The 14,458-nt window shown below is 65.7% G+C and carries 10 protein-coding genes and 2 pseudogenes; 7 read left to right on the forward strand and 5 right to left on the reverse strand.

What is annotated here, in order from left to right; all coding sequences use genetic code 11:
* Positions 1 to 5: 5 nt before the first annotated feature.
* The gene (gene dinB / locus KY499_RS05000) at positions 6 to 1,268 is read right to left on the reverse strand and encodes a DNA polymerase IV (protein ID WP_375141119.1); all 1,263 of its coding nucleotides are present in this window, start codon (positions 1,266 to 1,268) and stop codon (positions 6 to 8) included.
* A 275-nt stretch (positions 1,269 to 1,543) separates the two neighbouring features.
* On the opposite strand from dinB, the gene KY499_RS18530 reads away from it, so the two are divergent.
* Together KY499_RS18530 and KY499_RS05010 are read left to right on the forward strand one after the other, a co-directional pair.
* Positions 1,544 to 1,867, forward strand: coding sequence for a hypothetical protein (locus KY499_RS18530; RefSeq protein ID WP_308813081.1), 324 nt, complete (start codon positions 1,544 to 1,546; stop codon positions 1,865 to 1,867).
* A complete protein-coding gene (locus KY499_RS05010) occupies positions 1,864 to 2,958 on the forward strand; it encodes a polyprenyl synthetase family protein (RefSeq protein WP_123256320.1) in 1,095 nt (364 codons plus the stop codon). Before KY499_RS18530 ends, KY499_RS05010 begins: the two co-directional genes overlap by 4 nt.
* 93 nt (positions 2,959 to 3,051) lie before the next feature.
* Here the strand turns inward: KY499_RS05010 and KY499_RS05015 are convergent, their stop codons facing one another.
* Positions 3,052 to 3,405 carry an Rv2175c family DNA-binding protein gene (locus KY499_RS05015; protein WP_219886366.1) on the reverse strand — a complete coding sequence of 118 codons (354 nt, stop codon included), beginning with the start codon at positions 3,403 to 3,405 and terminating at the stop codon, positions 3,052 to 3,054.
* A 331-nt stretch (positions 3,406 to 3,736) separates the two neighbouring features.
* Between KY499_RS05015 and KY499_RS05020 the strand changes: the two are divergent.
* Both KY499_RS05020 and pknB read left to right on the forward strand, forming a co-directional pair.
* A pseudogene (locus KY499_RS05020) lies at positions 3,737 to 5,093 on the forward strand (LysM peptidoglycan-binding domain-containing protein).
* A 112-nt stretch (positions 5,094 to 5,205) separates the two neighbouring features.
* Positions 5,206 to 7,362 (forward strand): Stk1 family PASTA domain-containing Ser/Thr kinase, encoded by a 2,157-nt coding sequence (pknB, locus tag KY499_RS05025; protein WP_219886367.1) that lies wholly within the window; start codon positions 5,206 to 5,208, stop codon positions 7,360 to 7,362.
* An 87-nt stretch (positions 7,363 to 7,449) separates the two neighbouring features.
* On the opposite strand, the gene KY499_RS05030 is transcribed toward pknB, so the two are convergent.
* Both KY499_RS05030 and KY499_RS05035 read right to left on the reverse strand, forming a co-directional pair.
* Positions 7,450 to 8,838, reverse strand: coding sequence for a class II 3-deoxy-7-phosphoheptulonate synthase (locus KY499_RS05030; protein ID WP_123256316.1), 1,389 nt, complete (start codon positions 8,836 to 8,838; stop codon positions 7,450 to 7,452).
* Positions 8,839 to 8,904: 66 nt separating this feature from the next.
* Complete coding sequence (locus KY499_RS05035) at positions 8,905 to 9,651, reverse strand: 1-acyl-sn-glycerol-3-phosphate acyltransferase (protein ID WP_123256315.1); 747 nt, start codon at positions 9,649 to 9,651, stop codon at positions 8,905 to 8,907.
* A gap of 172 nt (positions 9,652 to 9,823) precedes the next feature.
* On the opposite strand from KY499_RS05035, the gene KY499_RS05040 reads away from it, so the two are divergent.
* Positions 9,824 to 10,624 (forward strand): carboxylesterase, encoded by an 801-nt coding sequence (locus tag KY499_RS05040; protein ID WP_123256314.1) that lies wholly within the window; start codon positions 9,824 to 9,826, stop codon positions 10,622 to 10,624.
* On the forward strand, positions 10,617 to 11,273 hold the full coding sequence (locus KY499_RS05045; RefSeq protein ID WP_123256313.1) for a hypothetical protein: 657 nt from the start codon (positions 10,617 to 10,619) through the stop codon (positions 11,271 to 11,273). Before KY499_RS05040 ends, KY499_RS05045 begins: the two co-directional genes overlap by 8 nt.
* A 27-nt stretch (positions 11,274 to 11,300) precedes the next feature.
* Here the strand turns inward: KY499_RS05045 and KY499_RS05050 are convergent, their stop codons facing one another.
* The gene (locus tag KY499_RS05050) at positions 11,301 to 12,392 is read right to left on the reverse strand and encodes an ROK family glucokinase (RefSeq protein WP_123256312.1); all 1,092 of its coding nucleotides are present in this window, start codon (positions 12,390 to 12,392) and stop codon (positions 11,301 to 11,303) included.
* A 219-nt stretch (positions 12,393 to 12,611) separates the two neighbouring features.
* Here KY499_RS05050 and KY499_RS05055 point away from each other — a divergent pair.
* Positions 12,612 to 14,424, forward strand: a pseudogene (locus tag KY499_RS05055) (AMP-dependent synthetase/ligase).
* Positions 14,425 to 14,458 lie beyond the last annotated feature (34 nt).

The raw sequence follows: 14,458 nt of genomic DNA on the forward strand, positions 1-14,458 counted from the left end.
GCAGTTCAGCCGGAGTTGCGTCCCGGGTCGAGCAGGCGGGCCGGCAACACGGACTTCGAGCCAAATTTCCGGCTGACCAAGTCCAGTGCCTGCTCGGCGGCGCGCCAGTTGTCGTCCCGTCGGTCCAGGCTGAGCTGCAGCGGGGCGTCTTCCGCTTCCTCCAGCTGTTCGGCCCGGATTCCCACGAGCCGTACCGTCATCGGCCGGTCGCCGACGGAGTCCAGGAGCTGGAGGGCGACGGCATACAGCAACTGTGCGCTGTCGATCGGGGTGCCCACGGTCCGGCTGCGTGTGATGGTGGAGAAATCCGCGAACCGGAGCTTGAGCGCGACGGTGCGGGCGTGCATGCCCGCAGTCCGCAGTCGCTCGGCCGTGCGGTGCGAGAGGCGCAGCAGTTCACGCCGGAGGAGTTCGTCATCGGCGGTGTCCACGGCAAAGGTCTCCTCGGCGCCGATGCTCTTTTCCAGCCGGACAGGGCTGACGGGCCTGGGGTCGACCCCCCATGCCAGCCGGTAGACGTGCTCGCCCGTCGCGCCGAGCAGCTTGCGGAGCGACGGCAGCGGCGAGGCTGCGACATCGGCCACGGTCCTGATTCCCACCCGGGCCAGCACCTCGACGGTCTTCGCACCGATCCCCCAAAGCGCGCTGACAGGAAGGCTGTGCAAGTAAGGGACGGTTTCGTCCGGGCCGATCAGCAGCAGTCCGTTGGGCTTGCAGCGGGTGGAGGCGATCTTGGCCACGAACTTCGAGGCCGCGATCCCAACGGAAGCTGTGATTCCCAGTTCGCGGTGAACACGTTCGCGGATCAGCTCACCAATCTCCCGCGGCGGTCCCAGCCGGCGGACAGCACCACCGACGTCCAGGAAGGCCTCGTCGACGCTGAGTGGTTCCACGAGGTCCGTGATGGAGTTGAAGATTGCCATGATCTGGCCGGACACCTCGTAATAGAGCTTGTGCCGTGGCTCGATGATGACGGCCGCGGGGCACATGCGGGCTGCCACCACCATCGGCATGGCCGACTTGACCCCCATCGCCCTGGCCTCATAGGACGCCGAGAGCACGACGGACCTGTCCGCGGGGTAGCCCACTATCACGGGCTTTCCGAGCAGCCCGGGACGGCTTCGCAGCTCAACGGATACAAAGAAGGCATCCATATCGACGTGCAGGATGCTGGTGCGTCGAAGCTCGCGTAACTCCGCTGCGCCGGGCCGCCAGTCCGGCTGCCCGTCAGCTTGTCCATCCTGCTGTTTTTCTCCGTCCGGCCGCACAGCAACAATCCTATGCCCCGGGACTGACTAAACTGGAGGCTGAATCCGGCATCAACACCAGGAGGAACGTCTCTGTGAAGGTTTTTGGAGAGCGGAAGCGCATTGCGGTGACCGCATCGGCGGCTGGCATTATACTGGCACTTTCCGCTTGCACACCCGCCAGCTCAGGGGCTGCGGGTGAAACGTCGGCCGCTGCACTGTCCACGGCACAGTCCACAACAACCGCCCCGCCAAGCCCTTCCGCCCAGCCGGGGACATCCGCCACGGTCGGCGCTGTGGTTTCCGGGTTCCCGGAGGCTTTGCTGCCGCTGATGCCGGGGGCCAAGGTCGTCTCGAGCAGCTTTGACAAAACCACCGTCCCGGCGACGGTGGCGCTCGTCGGCAGCATCGGTGCCCCCACACCCGAGGTCCTGGCGTTTTACACGCAGGCCCTGGAGGCGCAAGGCTTTAAGGCCGTACCCGGAGACAGCGTGGGCGCCGTTCCGTCCAAGGACTTCCTGCGCGGCGACAACGAGACGGTCAACATTTCCGTTCTGGAGTCTGCCGGCACGGCGACGTTTACGATTGGCGCGAACGTCGCTGCCGAGTCCGTCAAGTGAGCCTCGCCGAACAGTGGCGCGACGAGCAGACGGCGTATGTAGCCGCCGTCGCGGGCAAGCTGACCGACTTCCTCTCCAGCCGGCAGTCCGTGATGTCGACCATTTCCCAGGACATCGATCCGCTCATGGGATCAATTTCGAACCTCGTCACCGGCGGCAAGCGGCTCCGGGCACTCATGTGCTACTGGGGCTGGCGCGGCGCCGGCGGTGATGCCGGGGCCGGCGAAGTGGTCACCGCGGGCTCGGCCCTGGAACTTTTCCAGGCCGCGGCCCTGATCCACGACGACATTATTGATCGTTCCGACATGCGCCGGGGCGGCCCCAGTGTTCACCGCCGTTTTATCGAACTGCACGAGGCACAGGGCTGGGCGCTGGACAGCGAACGGTTCGGCCACGCAGCAGCAATCCTGACCGGTGATCTCTGCCTTTCCTTCAGCGAGGAGTCATTCACGGAAATCGGCGACCGGGCTGCCTCCGGGAGCCGGGCCCGGTTGATTTTCAACCTCATGCGCGCCGAGGTAATGGCCGGCCAGTATCTGGACATTCTCGAAGAGGTTGCCGGGCCGCGCCGCGACCGCGCGGGGGCCGTCAGCAGGGCACAGTCCATCATCCGCTTCAAATCGGCCAAATACTCCACCGAGCACCCCCTGGCCCTCGGCGGCGCCCTCGCCGGTGCATCGGATGAGCTGCTGCATGGCTATTCCGCCTTTGCCTTGCCGCTCGGCGAGGCCTTCCAGTTGCGGGACGACGTCCTAGGCGTCTTCGGCGATCCGGTCACGACCGGAAAGCCTGCCGGGGACGATCTGCGCGAGGGAAAGCGGACCGTGCTGGTGGCGTTTGCCCTGGATCAGGCGCTGCCGGAGGAGTCAGCCTTCATCGATGCCAAGCTGGGAAATCCCTACCTTAACGACGCGGACGTAGCTGAAATCCGGCGAATTATTATCGACTGCGGCGCGCTGCAGGCGACGGAACTCCTGATTCAGGAGTTCGGGCAGGCGGCCTTCGAGGCCCTCGACGCACTGCCGCTTGAGGAGCTGCCCAAGACGGCCCTACGCAGGCTGGCCGAGGCCACCGTCAGCCGGGCGTCCTAATCCCGAAAAATAATCAGGCCGGGCGCTGTTGCGCCCGGCCTGATTTTTTTGGCAGCCTTCGTCGCTGCATGGGCTTGACCCGCTGGACCGGTGCTACCAGGCCAGGGACTGTGCCCGGCGGCGGATCTCCGTCTTCCGGCCTTCGCGCAGGGCATCGATCGGGCGTCCACGGAGCGACTCGTCGGGAGTAAACAGCCAATCAATCAGTTCCTCATCCGAGTACCCTGCGTCCGCAAGGACGATGATGGTCCCCTTCAGGCTCTCCACGGCATGGCCGTCCTGGATGAACGCCGCCGGTACTGACCTGATACGACGCTCGCCAACGCGCAACGCCGACAAAGCGCGTTCGTCCAGGAGCGCATGCACCTTGGTTATTGACACGCCGAGAAGCTGTGCAACATCGGGCAGGGGCAGCCATTCGCCCACAAGGCTTTCTACATTACTCACGCATAAAGATTGCCACGTTATGCCGCCCGGCGCCTAGTCGGCGTAAGTACCGTAACCACGCGGCGGCCACGATTCAGGCTGTGCTGTGCAGCCGATGGCCGCGCCTGAATGAAGCGACGCGGTAGAACAGTTCTTGTACTAACTCGAAATTCGTGAGACATTCACCTAGACCAAACTGCAACAGCACTAACTTTTGTAACACTGGTCCCAATAGTCACACACGCCCGAATTTATATAGTCACACACGCCCGAATTTGCAGCGTTGCCGCTGAGAAGAGGATCTTTCATGACGTCACGTTCGCCTAAGCCCCGTACCAGGGCCAGCCTTCCGATGCTCGCGGCGACCACGGCGGCTCTTCCTGCTGTTGTTTTGTCATCCCTGGCGATGGCGCAGCCGGCGACAGCCGAATCACGCGCCCGGGCGGTCCCGGGATCGCTGGAGGCAGCGGTGCGGGCTCAGACCCAGACCGCGACGTCGTCCTCGCTGGCTACCGCCTTCGTCCCCGCCGGCTCCGTCTCCGCGTCGATTCCCGCCGCATTCCGTGCCGCACAGCAGCCGGTTCCCGCGGTTTACACCATCGCCCGCGGTGACACCATCAGCGCAGTCGCTGCCCGCTACGGCCTGGACACTTACGCCGTCCTGAAGCTGAACAGGCTGACGGCCAGCACCATCATCTTCCCGGGCCAGCAGATCAAGCTCTCCGACTCGGCCACGGCGCCGGCTGCCCCCGCTGCCCCGGCTCCCGCGGCTAAGCCCACCGCCACCGCCAAGGTTCACACAGTGAAACCGGGTGACACCCTGAGCGCTATCGCGGCACAGCACGGCGTTAAGCTCGCCGAGGTCTTCAGCTGGAACGGACTCGGGATGAGCTCCATCATCTACCCCGGCCAGAAGGTCAAGGTCGGCAGCGTCGCGGACGCACCCGCAGCGCCTGCTCCGGTGCAGCCGCCGGCGGCACAGGCCCCCCGCGAAGACTCCGGCAACCCCGGCAGCACCGGGTCCGGCAGGTAAGGGCTCGTACACCATCAAATCCGGCGACACCCTCTCCGGTATCGCGGCCAGGAATGGCGTTAAGCTCTCGGACGTCCTTGCGGCCAACCGCCTGACCATGAGCACCATCATCTACCCGGGTCAGAAGCTCGTCATTCCCGGCGGCACGATCACGCCGTCCTCCAGCACTCCCACCCCGGTGGAAAAGCCGCTCGTACCCAGCTCATTCCTTGGCTACAACTACCCGGCGGCGGTTGTCAGCTCGGCCAACCTCAACAAGGCGCTGCTCAATGCGGCGCCCGTGCCAAGCCGCGAGCAGATGAAGGCAATCGTTGCAGATACAGCCCGCCGGATGGGAGTCGACCCTTCACTGGCTTTGGCCTTTGCCTTCCAGGAATCCGGTTTCGACCAGCGCGCTGTCTCACCGGCAAACGCAATCGGCACGATGCAGGTCATCCCGTCCTCGGGTACCTGGGCCTCAGACCTCGTGGGCCGCCAGCTGAACCTGCTGGACCCGTACGACAACGTCACGGCGGGCGTTGCGATCATCCGCCAACTGGTGCGTACAAGCAAAAACCTCGACTATGCCATTGCCGGCTATTACCAGGGCCAGTATTCGGTCAACACCATCGGCATGTACGAGGACACCAAGAGCTACGTGGCAGCGATCAACGCGCACCGGGCGACCTTCAGCTAAGTTGAAGCTTCGGACGACGGCGGCGCCGCCCCGCTGACGGCGAAATTCACACTCCGGGCCCGGATCGCATGTCGATCCGGGCCCGATTTTCTGTAGCGACTACGATATTAGGGTGCAGGAATACGCTTCGGACCCCCTCGTTGACACGCTCGTAGATGGCCGCTACCGGATTCAGTCCAAGCTGGCCCGGGGTGGTATGTCGACCGTCTATCTCGCCACGGACATGCGTTTGGAACGCGACGTGGCGCTCAAGGTGCTGCACCCCCATCTGGCCGACGATCCGCAATTCCTTGACCGGCTCGGACGCGAAGCAAAGGCAGCGGCCAGGCTGTCCCACCCGCATGTCGTCGGGGTTCTTGATCAGGGCGAGGACGGCCGCGTTGCCTATCTCGTGATGGAGTACATCAAGGGCCATACGCTGCGGGACGTTATCGACGAACGGGGCGCCCTCTCGACCAGGCTGGCCCTGGCCCTGATCGACCCCGTTGTCGAGGGTCTGGGGGCCGCGCACAGCGCCGGCCTCATCCACCGGGACATCAAGCCGGAGAACGTCCTCATTGCCGATGACGGCCGTATCAAACTGGGCGACTTTGGTCTGGCCCGCGCCGTCTCGACGTCCACAAGCACTGGGTCCCTGATCGGTACCGTCGCCTACCTTTGTCCGGAACTCGTGGTGGGGAACCTGGCCGATGCCCGGAGCGACATCTACTCGGTCGGGATCATGCTCTACGAAATGATCACCGGCCAGCAGCCCTTTGACGGCGAGACCCCGATCCGGGTCGCCTACCAGCATGTAAATTCCACAGTTCCCGCGCCGTCGATCCTCGTTCCCGGGCTGGCCTCCGAGGTGGACGAACTCGTGCAGTGGTGTACCTCCAAAGACCCGGACCGGCGTCCCGTGGACGGAAGCGCCCTGCTGCACGAACTGCGCCACATCCGGACTAACCTCAGCGATGCCGAGCTTGACCTCCAGCCACCGGCCGCCGTCGGCTCCCTGCCTGGCCTGGCCTCCGCCCCCGGGCAGGGCGCTGGCCGCCAAGGCCCGGTTACTGCGTCCACGTCGCAGATCAGCCGTGCCCCGCGGCCGACCAATCCGCCACAGGCCCACACGGAGATGCTCGGCGCCCTGGCTCATCCCACTGAGGTGCTTCGTTCCGGCCGGAGCAATCCGACCACTGTGATGTCCACGGCGCAGCAGCGGCCAGCGTACGGCCAGCTCTCCGCTCCGGACGGGACACCCTTCGGCGCAGCCGGGGAAGACGGTACCGAGGGCCCCCCGGCGGACCTCAGCAAGCGGGCCCAGCGAAAGGTGGACCGCGACGCGGAGAAGGCACGCCAACGCGCCGCGGCCACCCCCACGCGGAGCCTGCGCGAAGGAAACCCACGCCGCCGCGGGCTGCTGTGGATTCTCCTGCTCGTGATTGCGGCGTTGTTGGCCGCAGGCGCCGGCTGGTTCTTCGGCCTCGGTCCTGGCTCCCCCGGGACCATTCCGCCACTGGCCAACCGGACTGTGGCAGAAGCCCAGGACATACTACGCACCGGCGGCTTCCAATCGACCACAAAGGACGTTTTTGACGACGACGTCTCACCCGGTCTTGTCGTTGGGTCCGATCCCGCGGCAGGCGAGGTCATCCGTAAATTCCAGCCCATCTCGCTCGCCGTATCCAAGGGGCCGCAGTTGTTCCCGCTTCCTGATCTGGGAGCCAAGCCGCTTGAGGACGCCAAGACTGAACTCAACGGTGCCGAAATGGCGCTGGGACCAATTGCCGAAACCTATGACGAAGCGGTTCCAGCGGGCACCGTCATGGCTCAGGATCCGGCCAGCGGCACTGAGGTCCGGCGCGGGACACCGGTGAGCCTCACCGTCTCGAAGGGCCCGCAGCCCATCCCCGTCCCGGACGTCCGGGGCCAGGAGCAGTCCGCCGCCGTCAAGGCCCTGGAAGCCGCGGGTCTGAAGCCTGTTGTTGCCGCTGAGACCGTCCATGACCGGAAAGTCCCCCAGGGTGCCGTCATCGCGCAAGACCCCGCCACCGGCAACCTGACCCGCGGCGGGGCCGTGACCCTGACCATCTCCAAGGGCCCAAAGCTAGTGGAGGTCCCCAGTTTCGTTGGCAAGCAGGCCAAAGAGGCGGAACGGGAGCTGCGAAAGCTTGGATTCGATGTCAAAGTGGAGAACATTGCGGGCGGCTTCTTCGGCACCGTCCGCTTCCAGGACCCTGTGGATAAGGCAGTCCCGGAGGGCTCGGTTGTGACCCTCGGAGTCGTTTAGGGCGGCACTGGCCCTCCACCGCAAACAGCTCCGCCCCGGCAGGTTCGGCCGGGGCGGAGCTGTTGTTTCCCGTTATTGCGGGTCTCGTTACTTGGCGAGGGCGCCCGCGACGAGGAACGCCATTTCGAGCGACTGCATGTGGTTCAGGCGCGGATCGCAGACCGATTCGTAGCGGTCCAGGAAAGCATCCTGATCAATGGGATCTGCGCCGCCCAGGCATTCGGCCACGTCGTCGCCGGTCATCTCGACATGCAGGCCCCCGGGCACCGTACCCAGGGCATGGTGCACCTCGAAAAAGCCGCGCACCTCATCAATGACGTCGTCGAAGTTACGGGTCTTGTAGCCGTTGGGCGACGTCACGGTGTTGCCGTGCATCGGGTCAGTGACCCACAGGACCTTCGCCCCGGAAGCAGTGACCCGCTCGACGATAGCGGGCAGCTTCTCCCGGATATTGCCGGCGCCCATCCGGGTGATAAAGGTCAGGCGGCCGGGTTCACGGTTCGGGTCCAGCTTGTCGATCAGGCGCAGGGCGTCATCGCCGCTGGTGGACGGCCCCAGCTTGACGCCAATGGGGTTGCGGACCCGGGAGAGGAAGTCAACGTGGGCGTTGTCCAGTTCGCGGGTGCGTTCGCCGATCCACAGGAAGTGCCCGGAGGTGTCGTAGGGCAGGCCGCTGCGCGAATCGATCCGGGTCAGGGCCCGCTCGTAGTCGAGCAGCAGGGCCTCGTGGCTGGCATAGAATTCGACCCGCTTGAGCGCTTCGAAGTCGGCTCCGCAGGAGGACATAAATTTGATGGCCCGGTCAATGTCCCGGGCCAGCGACTCGTAGCGCGCATGCGCGGGGTTCTCGGTGAAGCCCTTGTTCCACTGGTGCACGAGGCGCAGGTCCGCGAATCCACCCTGTGTAAAGGCACGGATCAGGTTCAGCGTGGAGGCCGACGTGTGGTATGCCTTCAGCATCCTGCTCGCGTCATGTGCACGCGATTCGGGCGTGAAATCGTAGCCGTTGACGATGTCGCCGCGGTACGCCGGCAAGGTGACGCCGTCGCGTGTTTCATCGTTGGATGACCGGGGCTTGGCGAACTGGCCTGCCATCCGGCCCATCTTAATGACCGGCATCGCCGCGCCGTACGTCAGCACCACGGCCATTTGCAGGATGGTCCGCACACGTGCGCTGATCTTGTCCGCCGTCGCGGCCTCAAACGTCTCAGCGCAGTCGCCGCCTTGGAGCAGAAAAGCCTTGCCTTCGGCGGCTGCTGCCAGCCGTTCACGCAGGACGTCCACTTCGCCGGCAAAGACGAGGGGCGGCAGGATGGAGAGTTCCTTAACGGACGCCTCAAAGACGGACTTGTTCGACCATGCAGGCTGCTGCGACGCCTGGAGCTCGCGCCAGCGGTCCAGTCCTGGATAGTGGGCGGCGCCGCTCTGGGCGGTACTGGTCAGCGGGGAAACTGGTTTCTCAGATAGCTCGGTCACTCTCTAAGGATAGTTGTCCCGGCCGGGATCAGTGTCGATGCCCCGTCATCGGCGGGCCGCCCGCCGTCACACGCTCCCCGGAGCCGCCGGTCCCTCATCAGGTCCAGACGCCGTCGGCCCCTGCCCCTCGGCTTTCCCGGCCAGCCGCAGCTTAACGACGGCGGCGTATTCGTCGACGTATTCCTGGCCTGAAAGCCGCATGAGTTCGTACATAATCTCGTCAGTAACCGACCGCTGGACGTCGCGGTCATCCGCCATGCCGTAGTAGCGGCTGAAGTCCATGGGCTCGCCAAAGATCATCCCGATGCGCCGGATGTTGGGCACCCGTTTGCCAATCGGCTGGACCTTGTCCGTCCCAATCATCGCCACCGGTATCACCGGAACACGGCCCTGCAGGGCGAGCCGGGCAACGCCGACCTTGCCCCGGTAGAGCCGGGCGTCGGGGCTGCGTGTCCCCTCGGGGTAGATACCGAGGAGCGAACCGCCTGCCAGCACGTGCCCTCCGGCATCCAGCGACAACGCGGAGGCGGCCCCACCGGACCGGTCCATGGGCAACTGGTTGGTGAGCCGGAAGAAGACCGCCGTCAGCCGGCCCTTAATACCCGTTCCGGTGAAGTATTCCGACTTTGCCAGGAACACAACGGGACGCGGCACCATCAGCGGCATAAAAATGGAATCCGAGAAGGACAAATGATTGGACGCCAGAATGGCTGCACCCTGCGCGGGTACGTTGTCCAGGCCCTTGACCCAAGGCCTAAAGAGCAACTTCAACACCGGCCCAAGAACGAAGGCCTTCATGAACCAATAAAACACGGTGTCCCTCTCCGGAAGGCGCTCTGCCGGCTGCTGTCAGGTCCGGCCGGGATTTCAATGACACCCTACTCTAGTGACTTTGCGCCCAGGGATGACACGATGAGCATATGACTGAAAGTATTTGGCCGGCCCGTGCCATACCAGGCGCGGACACGGCCCCCGCGGAGGCCCGATGAGCAGCCGTCCTGACCACTCCCCCTTCAGCAGCCCTTTTACGGGCTCCGGCCCGCGGACAGGCGTCGTGGTTTCGCACGGCTTTACTGGCAGCCCGCATGGTGTCCGGGAGTGGGCCCGGTCGCTGGCCGGGGCCGGCTACGCCGTCAGGATGCCATTGCTGCCCGGCCACGGCACGAGCTGGCAGGAACTGGCACGAACACGCTGGCAGGACTGGCACGATGCCATGGACGCCGCTTACCTTGATCTCTCGGCGGAGTGTGACTACGTCGTCGTTGCGGGCCTGTCCATGGGTGGGGCGCTGGCGTTGAGAATTGCGGCCACCCGGCCCGTCGCGGGTGTAGTTATCGTCAACCCCGGGCTGGTGATCGACGATCCACGCGCACCGCTGGCAGGCGTCCTCAAGTTCGTGCTCAAAAGCACCCCGGCGATCGCCAATGACATCCTCAAAACGGGGGTCGACGAAGGCGCCTACCCGCGGACACCGGTCGCCGCGGCCCATGAGGTGAACAAGATGTTTAAGGACACGCTGCAGCTGCTGCCCAGGATCACGGCGCCCGTCCGGGTCTACCGTTCCGCCGTCGACCATGTGGTCTCCGACTCAAGCCTGGCGGCGCTGCGCCGCGGGCTGACGCAGGCTCCACTGGAGGTGGTCCGGCTGGAAAACAGCTACCACGTCGCTACCATGGACAACGACGCCCCGGAGATCTTCCGCGGCACTGCCGAATTCACCCGCGCCGTGGTGTCGGGAAAGCAGGGCGCCGCCCACTCAAGCCCGAAGGACACGGCACATGACTAAACCGGACCCCAACTCTCCGGACTCCGGCGCCCACCAGGACGACGCGGTCTGGCTGGATCTCGTCGCCCGGCTGGAGGGAACTGATCTGCAGGACGGAATCGACCCAACCGCCGGTCCGGTCCGGCAGGATACGAAGTCCGGGATCGAGGGTGCCGGGATTGAGGGGGCCGGGTCCGAGGGAGCCGGGTCCGAGGGGGCCGGGTCCGAGGGGGCCGGCGGTTCCGACGACGCCGTCAGCGCGCCCCGGGCCTTCCGGGACTTCGACCCGTTGGGACTCACGGCTCCTGCGCCGGTTGAGCCGTCCGCGCGTGAGCGGTCCTCCCCCGCCGCCGGGCCGAATGACTCCGGTGGCATCGAGGGACTGGACTCGTCCATGGGCCCCCGCGATTACGTGGCCGACGATGACGACGACGGCGACTTCGTGCCGGAAGTTCCGCCAAGCCTTGCCGGCGCCGATCCGATGATGGTGCTGGCCTGGCTCGGGGCCGTGGGCGGTCCCCTTGCGCTCGTGCTGTCCGCCATGTTCTGGCGCGCTGCCCCCGTGGTGGCGATTCTGGGAATGGTTGCCGTGTTCGCGGCCTCGGTGGTCTTCCTGATCATGAAGCTGCCCGGCGAGAAGGATGAACACGACGACGGGGCCCGCGTTTAGGTCGCTCCCGCGACCTGTCGCAGCCCCTTAGGTGTGCATCCGGCTGCTGACACGCGACAGGTCGGCCGCTCCTATCAGGCCGGCGTGCGGCCCGAGTGCCGCGAGGGCGATGTCCGCGGCCGGCCGGAAACCTCGCCCGGTCAGGTTCCTGGCGAATGCCTTCCGTGCCGGTGCCGCCAGGAGTTCGCCCGCGTCGCAGAGTCCCCCGCCGATGACGAACTTGCCAGGATCCAGGGCGGCTGCAAGATTGGCCAGCCCCAGGCCGAGCCATTCGCCCACATCTTCTATCAGCTCCCGTGACGTGGGATCCCCCGCCTTGGCCAGTTCCGTGACAATCACGCCCGTGATGTCGCCGACTTTCCCGTCGACGGCCTTCAGCAGTTCCTGGGCCACAGGAGAATTGGCCGCCGCCAGTTCGCGCGCCTCACGGCCGAGTGCGTTGCCGGAGGCGTACTGCTCCCAGCAGCCCCGGTTGCCGCATTCGCAACGGTGCCCGCCCGGCATGATGATCTGGTGGCCGAACTCGCCGGCCACTCCGAACCGCCCGCGTTCGATCCTGCCGTCCATGACCATGGCGCCACCGATGCCGGTACCCAGCGTGATGCAGACCAGACGGTTCTGGCCCTGTCCGGCGCCAAAGCGCCATTCGGCCCATGCTGCGGCATCGGCGTCGTTGGTCAGCAGGACGGGGCGGCAGAGCAGGCGCTGCAGATTCTCACGCAGGGGTTCATTGCGCCAGGCCAGATGCGGGCTGAAGAGGACTGTCCCGCCGTCGAGGTCCATCCAGCCGGCCGCTCCAATCCCGACTGACCAGATCCGGTGACCCCGGCCGAGTTCCTCGACCAGCTCAACAATGACCTGTTCGACCGCGCGGGGGTCGTTACCCGGGGTGGAACGCTTTGCCTGGCTGAGGATGCGGCCGTCCGCGTCGACAACCCCGGCCGCGACCTTGGTGCCGCCAATGTCGATGCCAATGGCCAGACCCTTGCGGCCCAGCCTCAGGTGCGGCCGCAGGTCCTGGGAAGCCGGGGCTGCCGCGCCGGGAGAGCCAATTCGGCGCCGCCAGGCGACTGTCCTGCGGGACGGGCGGGGCTGCTCACCGGGTATAGGAGTCTGCATGATGGTCCATTCTATGCACCGGGCCGGGGGCGACCACAGCTGCTTCGCCGGGGTTGGCAGGTCTGCGCCGTGGACCGTCGCCCGTGGCGCCACTGGCGCCTGACCCGATCGGACCGCTAAGTTACTCTTCAGTAGGTGTTGCAGAACACACCCGGCCCGGGTCCGCATACTAGGCTAAGCGGTACCCATTGCGGGTCTATGGAGATCAAAGGAGCTATCGTGCGAGAAATCATTGTCCCGCCCCTGGTGAACGTCCCGCCGGAATCGAACATCACGGACCTCGTCCTGCGGCAGGCTGCCAAAGCCTCCAACCCGGCGCTCTTCTCACGGCTGGACGCCGCGGGCCAGTGGCAGGACATCCGCGCCACCGACTTTGTGGCGGACGCGTCCCTGCTGGCCAAGGGGCTGATGGCCAGTGGCGTCGCCGCCGGCGACCGGGTGGGCATAATGTCCCGCACCCGCTATGAATGGGCGCTCATCGACTTTGCGATCTGGTTCGCCGGCGGCGTGTCAGTACCTATCTACGAAACGTCGTCCCCATCACAGGTCGCCTGGAACCTCGGCGACTCCGGTGCCGTAGCCGCCTTTGGCGAGTACGCCCACCATGAGAACATCATCCGGCAGGCGGCGACCTCCGAGGGCCTGACCGCGCTGCAGAATGTCTGGCAGCTGGACGGAAGCGGCCTCGACGAGGTCCGTGCGGCCGGGGGCCGGCGTCAGCGATGACGATCTGGAGGCCAGGCGCAGGCAGGCATCCCTGACGGACATCGCCACCATCATTTACACTTCAGGCACCACGGGCCGGCCGAAGGGCTGCGAGTTGACCCACGGAAACTTCGTGGAACTCTCCGAGAACGCCCTCGCCACGTCCCTTGGCCAGGTTGTCAGCGAACACGCACGCACCATCATGTTCCTGCCCCTCGCCCATGTCTTTGCACGTTTCATTTCGGTGCTGGCCGTCGCCGCCGGGGTCACCGTCGCGCACACCCCGGACATCAAGAACCTCCTGCCGGACCTCCAAAGCTACCGGCCCACGTTCATCCTCGCCGTGCCGCGGGTGTTCGAAAAGGTCTACAACTCTGCGCTGACCAAGGCCGAGGACGGCGGCAAGGGCGCCATCTTCCACCGTGCCGCGGACACAGCGATCGCGTACTCGCGTGCCCGGCAGGCCGGGAAAGTCGGACTGGGACTCCAACTCAAGCACGCCGTGTTCGACAAACTCGTCTACGGAAAGCTCCGGGCGGCGATGGGCGGCGAGGTCGCGCACGCCGTCTCCGGCGGAGGACCACTCGGGGAGCGGCTCGGCCACTTCTTCCAGGGCATTGGCATGCAGATCCTCGAAGGATACGGCCTGACCGAAACCACCGCGCCGATCACCGTGAACACGCCGCAGTCGATCAAGATCGGCACGGTCGGCGCCCCGATTCCGGGAAACGCCGTCAGGATCGCCGACGACGGCGAGATCCTCACTAAGGGCGTATGCGTTATGCGCGGCTACTACAAGCGCGATGACCTCTCCGCCGACACCTTTGCCGACGGCTGGCTCCGGACCGGGGACATCGGCCAGCTCGATGACGAAGGCTTCTTGACCATCACCGGCCGGAAGAAGGAAATCATCGTCACGGCCAGCGGCAAGAACGTCGTTCCCGCCCTGCTGGAGGACCAGATCCGGGCCGATGCCCTGGTCTCGCAGGTCCTTGTGGTCGGCGACAACCGGCCGTTCATCGGCGCTCTTGTGACGCTCGACGAGGAAGCGCTCCCGGGCTGGCTCAGCCGCCACGGATTGCCGGCGGGAACAACCGTGGCGCAGGCGGTCGATAACGCCCAGGTCAAGGCCACGGTCCAGGAGCTCATCAACCGGGCCAACCAGTCGGTGTCCCAGGCCGAAGCCATCAAGTCCTTCCGGATTGTCCCCGCTGACTTCACGGAGGCCTCGGGCCACCTCACGCCGTCGATGAAGGTCAAGCGCGGCCAGGTACTGAAGGACTTCGAGACCGTCATCGAAGAAATGTACGGCGCCGCCCGCCCGTAGATACCAACAACGCGGGGTCAGATGCGGCCCATCC

This window comes from Arthrobacter sp. PAMC25284, from assembly GCF_019443425.1.
GTDB classification, from domain to species: Bacteria; Actinomycetota; Actinomycetes; order Actinomycetales; family Micrococcaceae; genus Arthrobacter; species Arthrobacter oryzae_A.

Coding starts and splice junctions, on each gene's coding strand:
- KY499_RS05040 (WP_123256314.1), top strand. CDS start 9,824: ATGAGCAGCCGTCCTGACCACTCCCCCTTCAGCAGCCCTTTTACGGGC.
- KY499_RS05045 (WP_123256313.1), top strand. CDS start 10,617: ATGACTAAACCGGACCCCAACTCTCCGGACTCCGGCGCCCACCAGGAC.
- KY499_RS05050 (WP_123256312.1), bottom strand. CDS start 12,392: ATGCAGACTCCTATACCCGGTGAGCAGCCCCGCCCGTCCCGCAGGACA.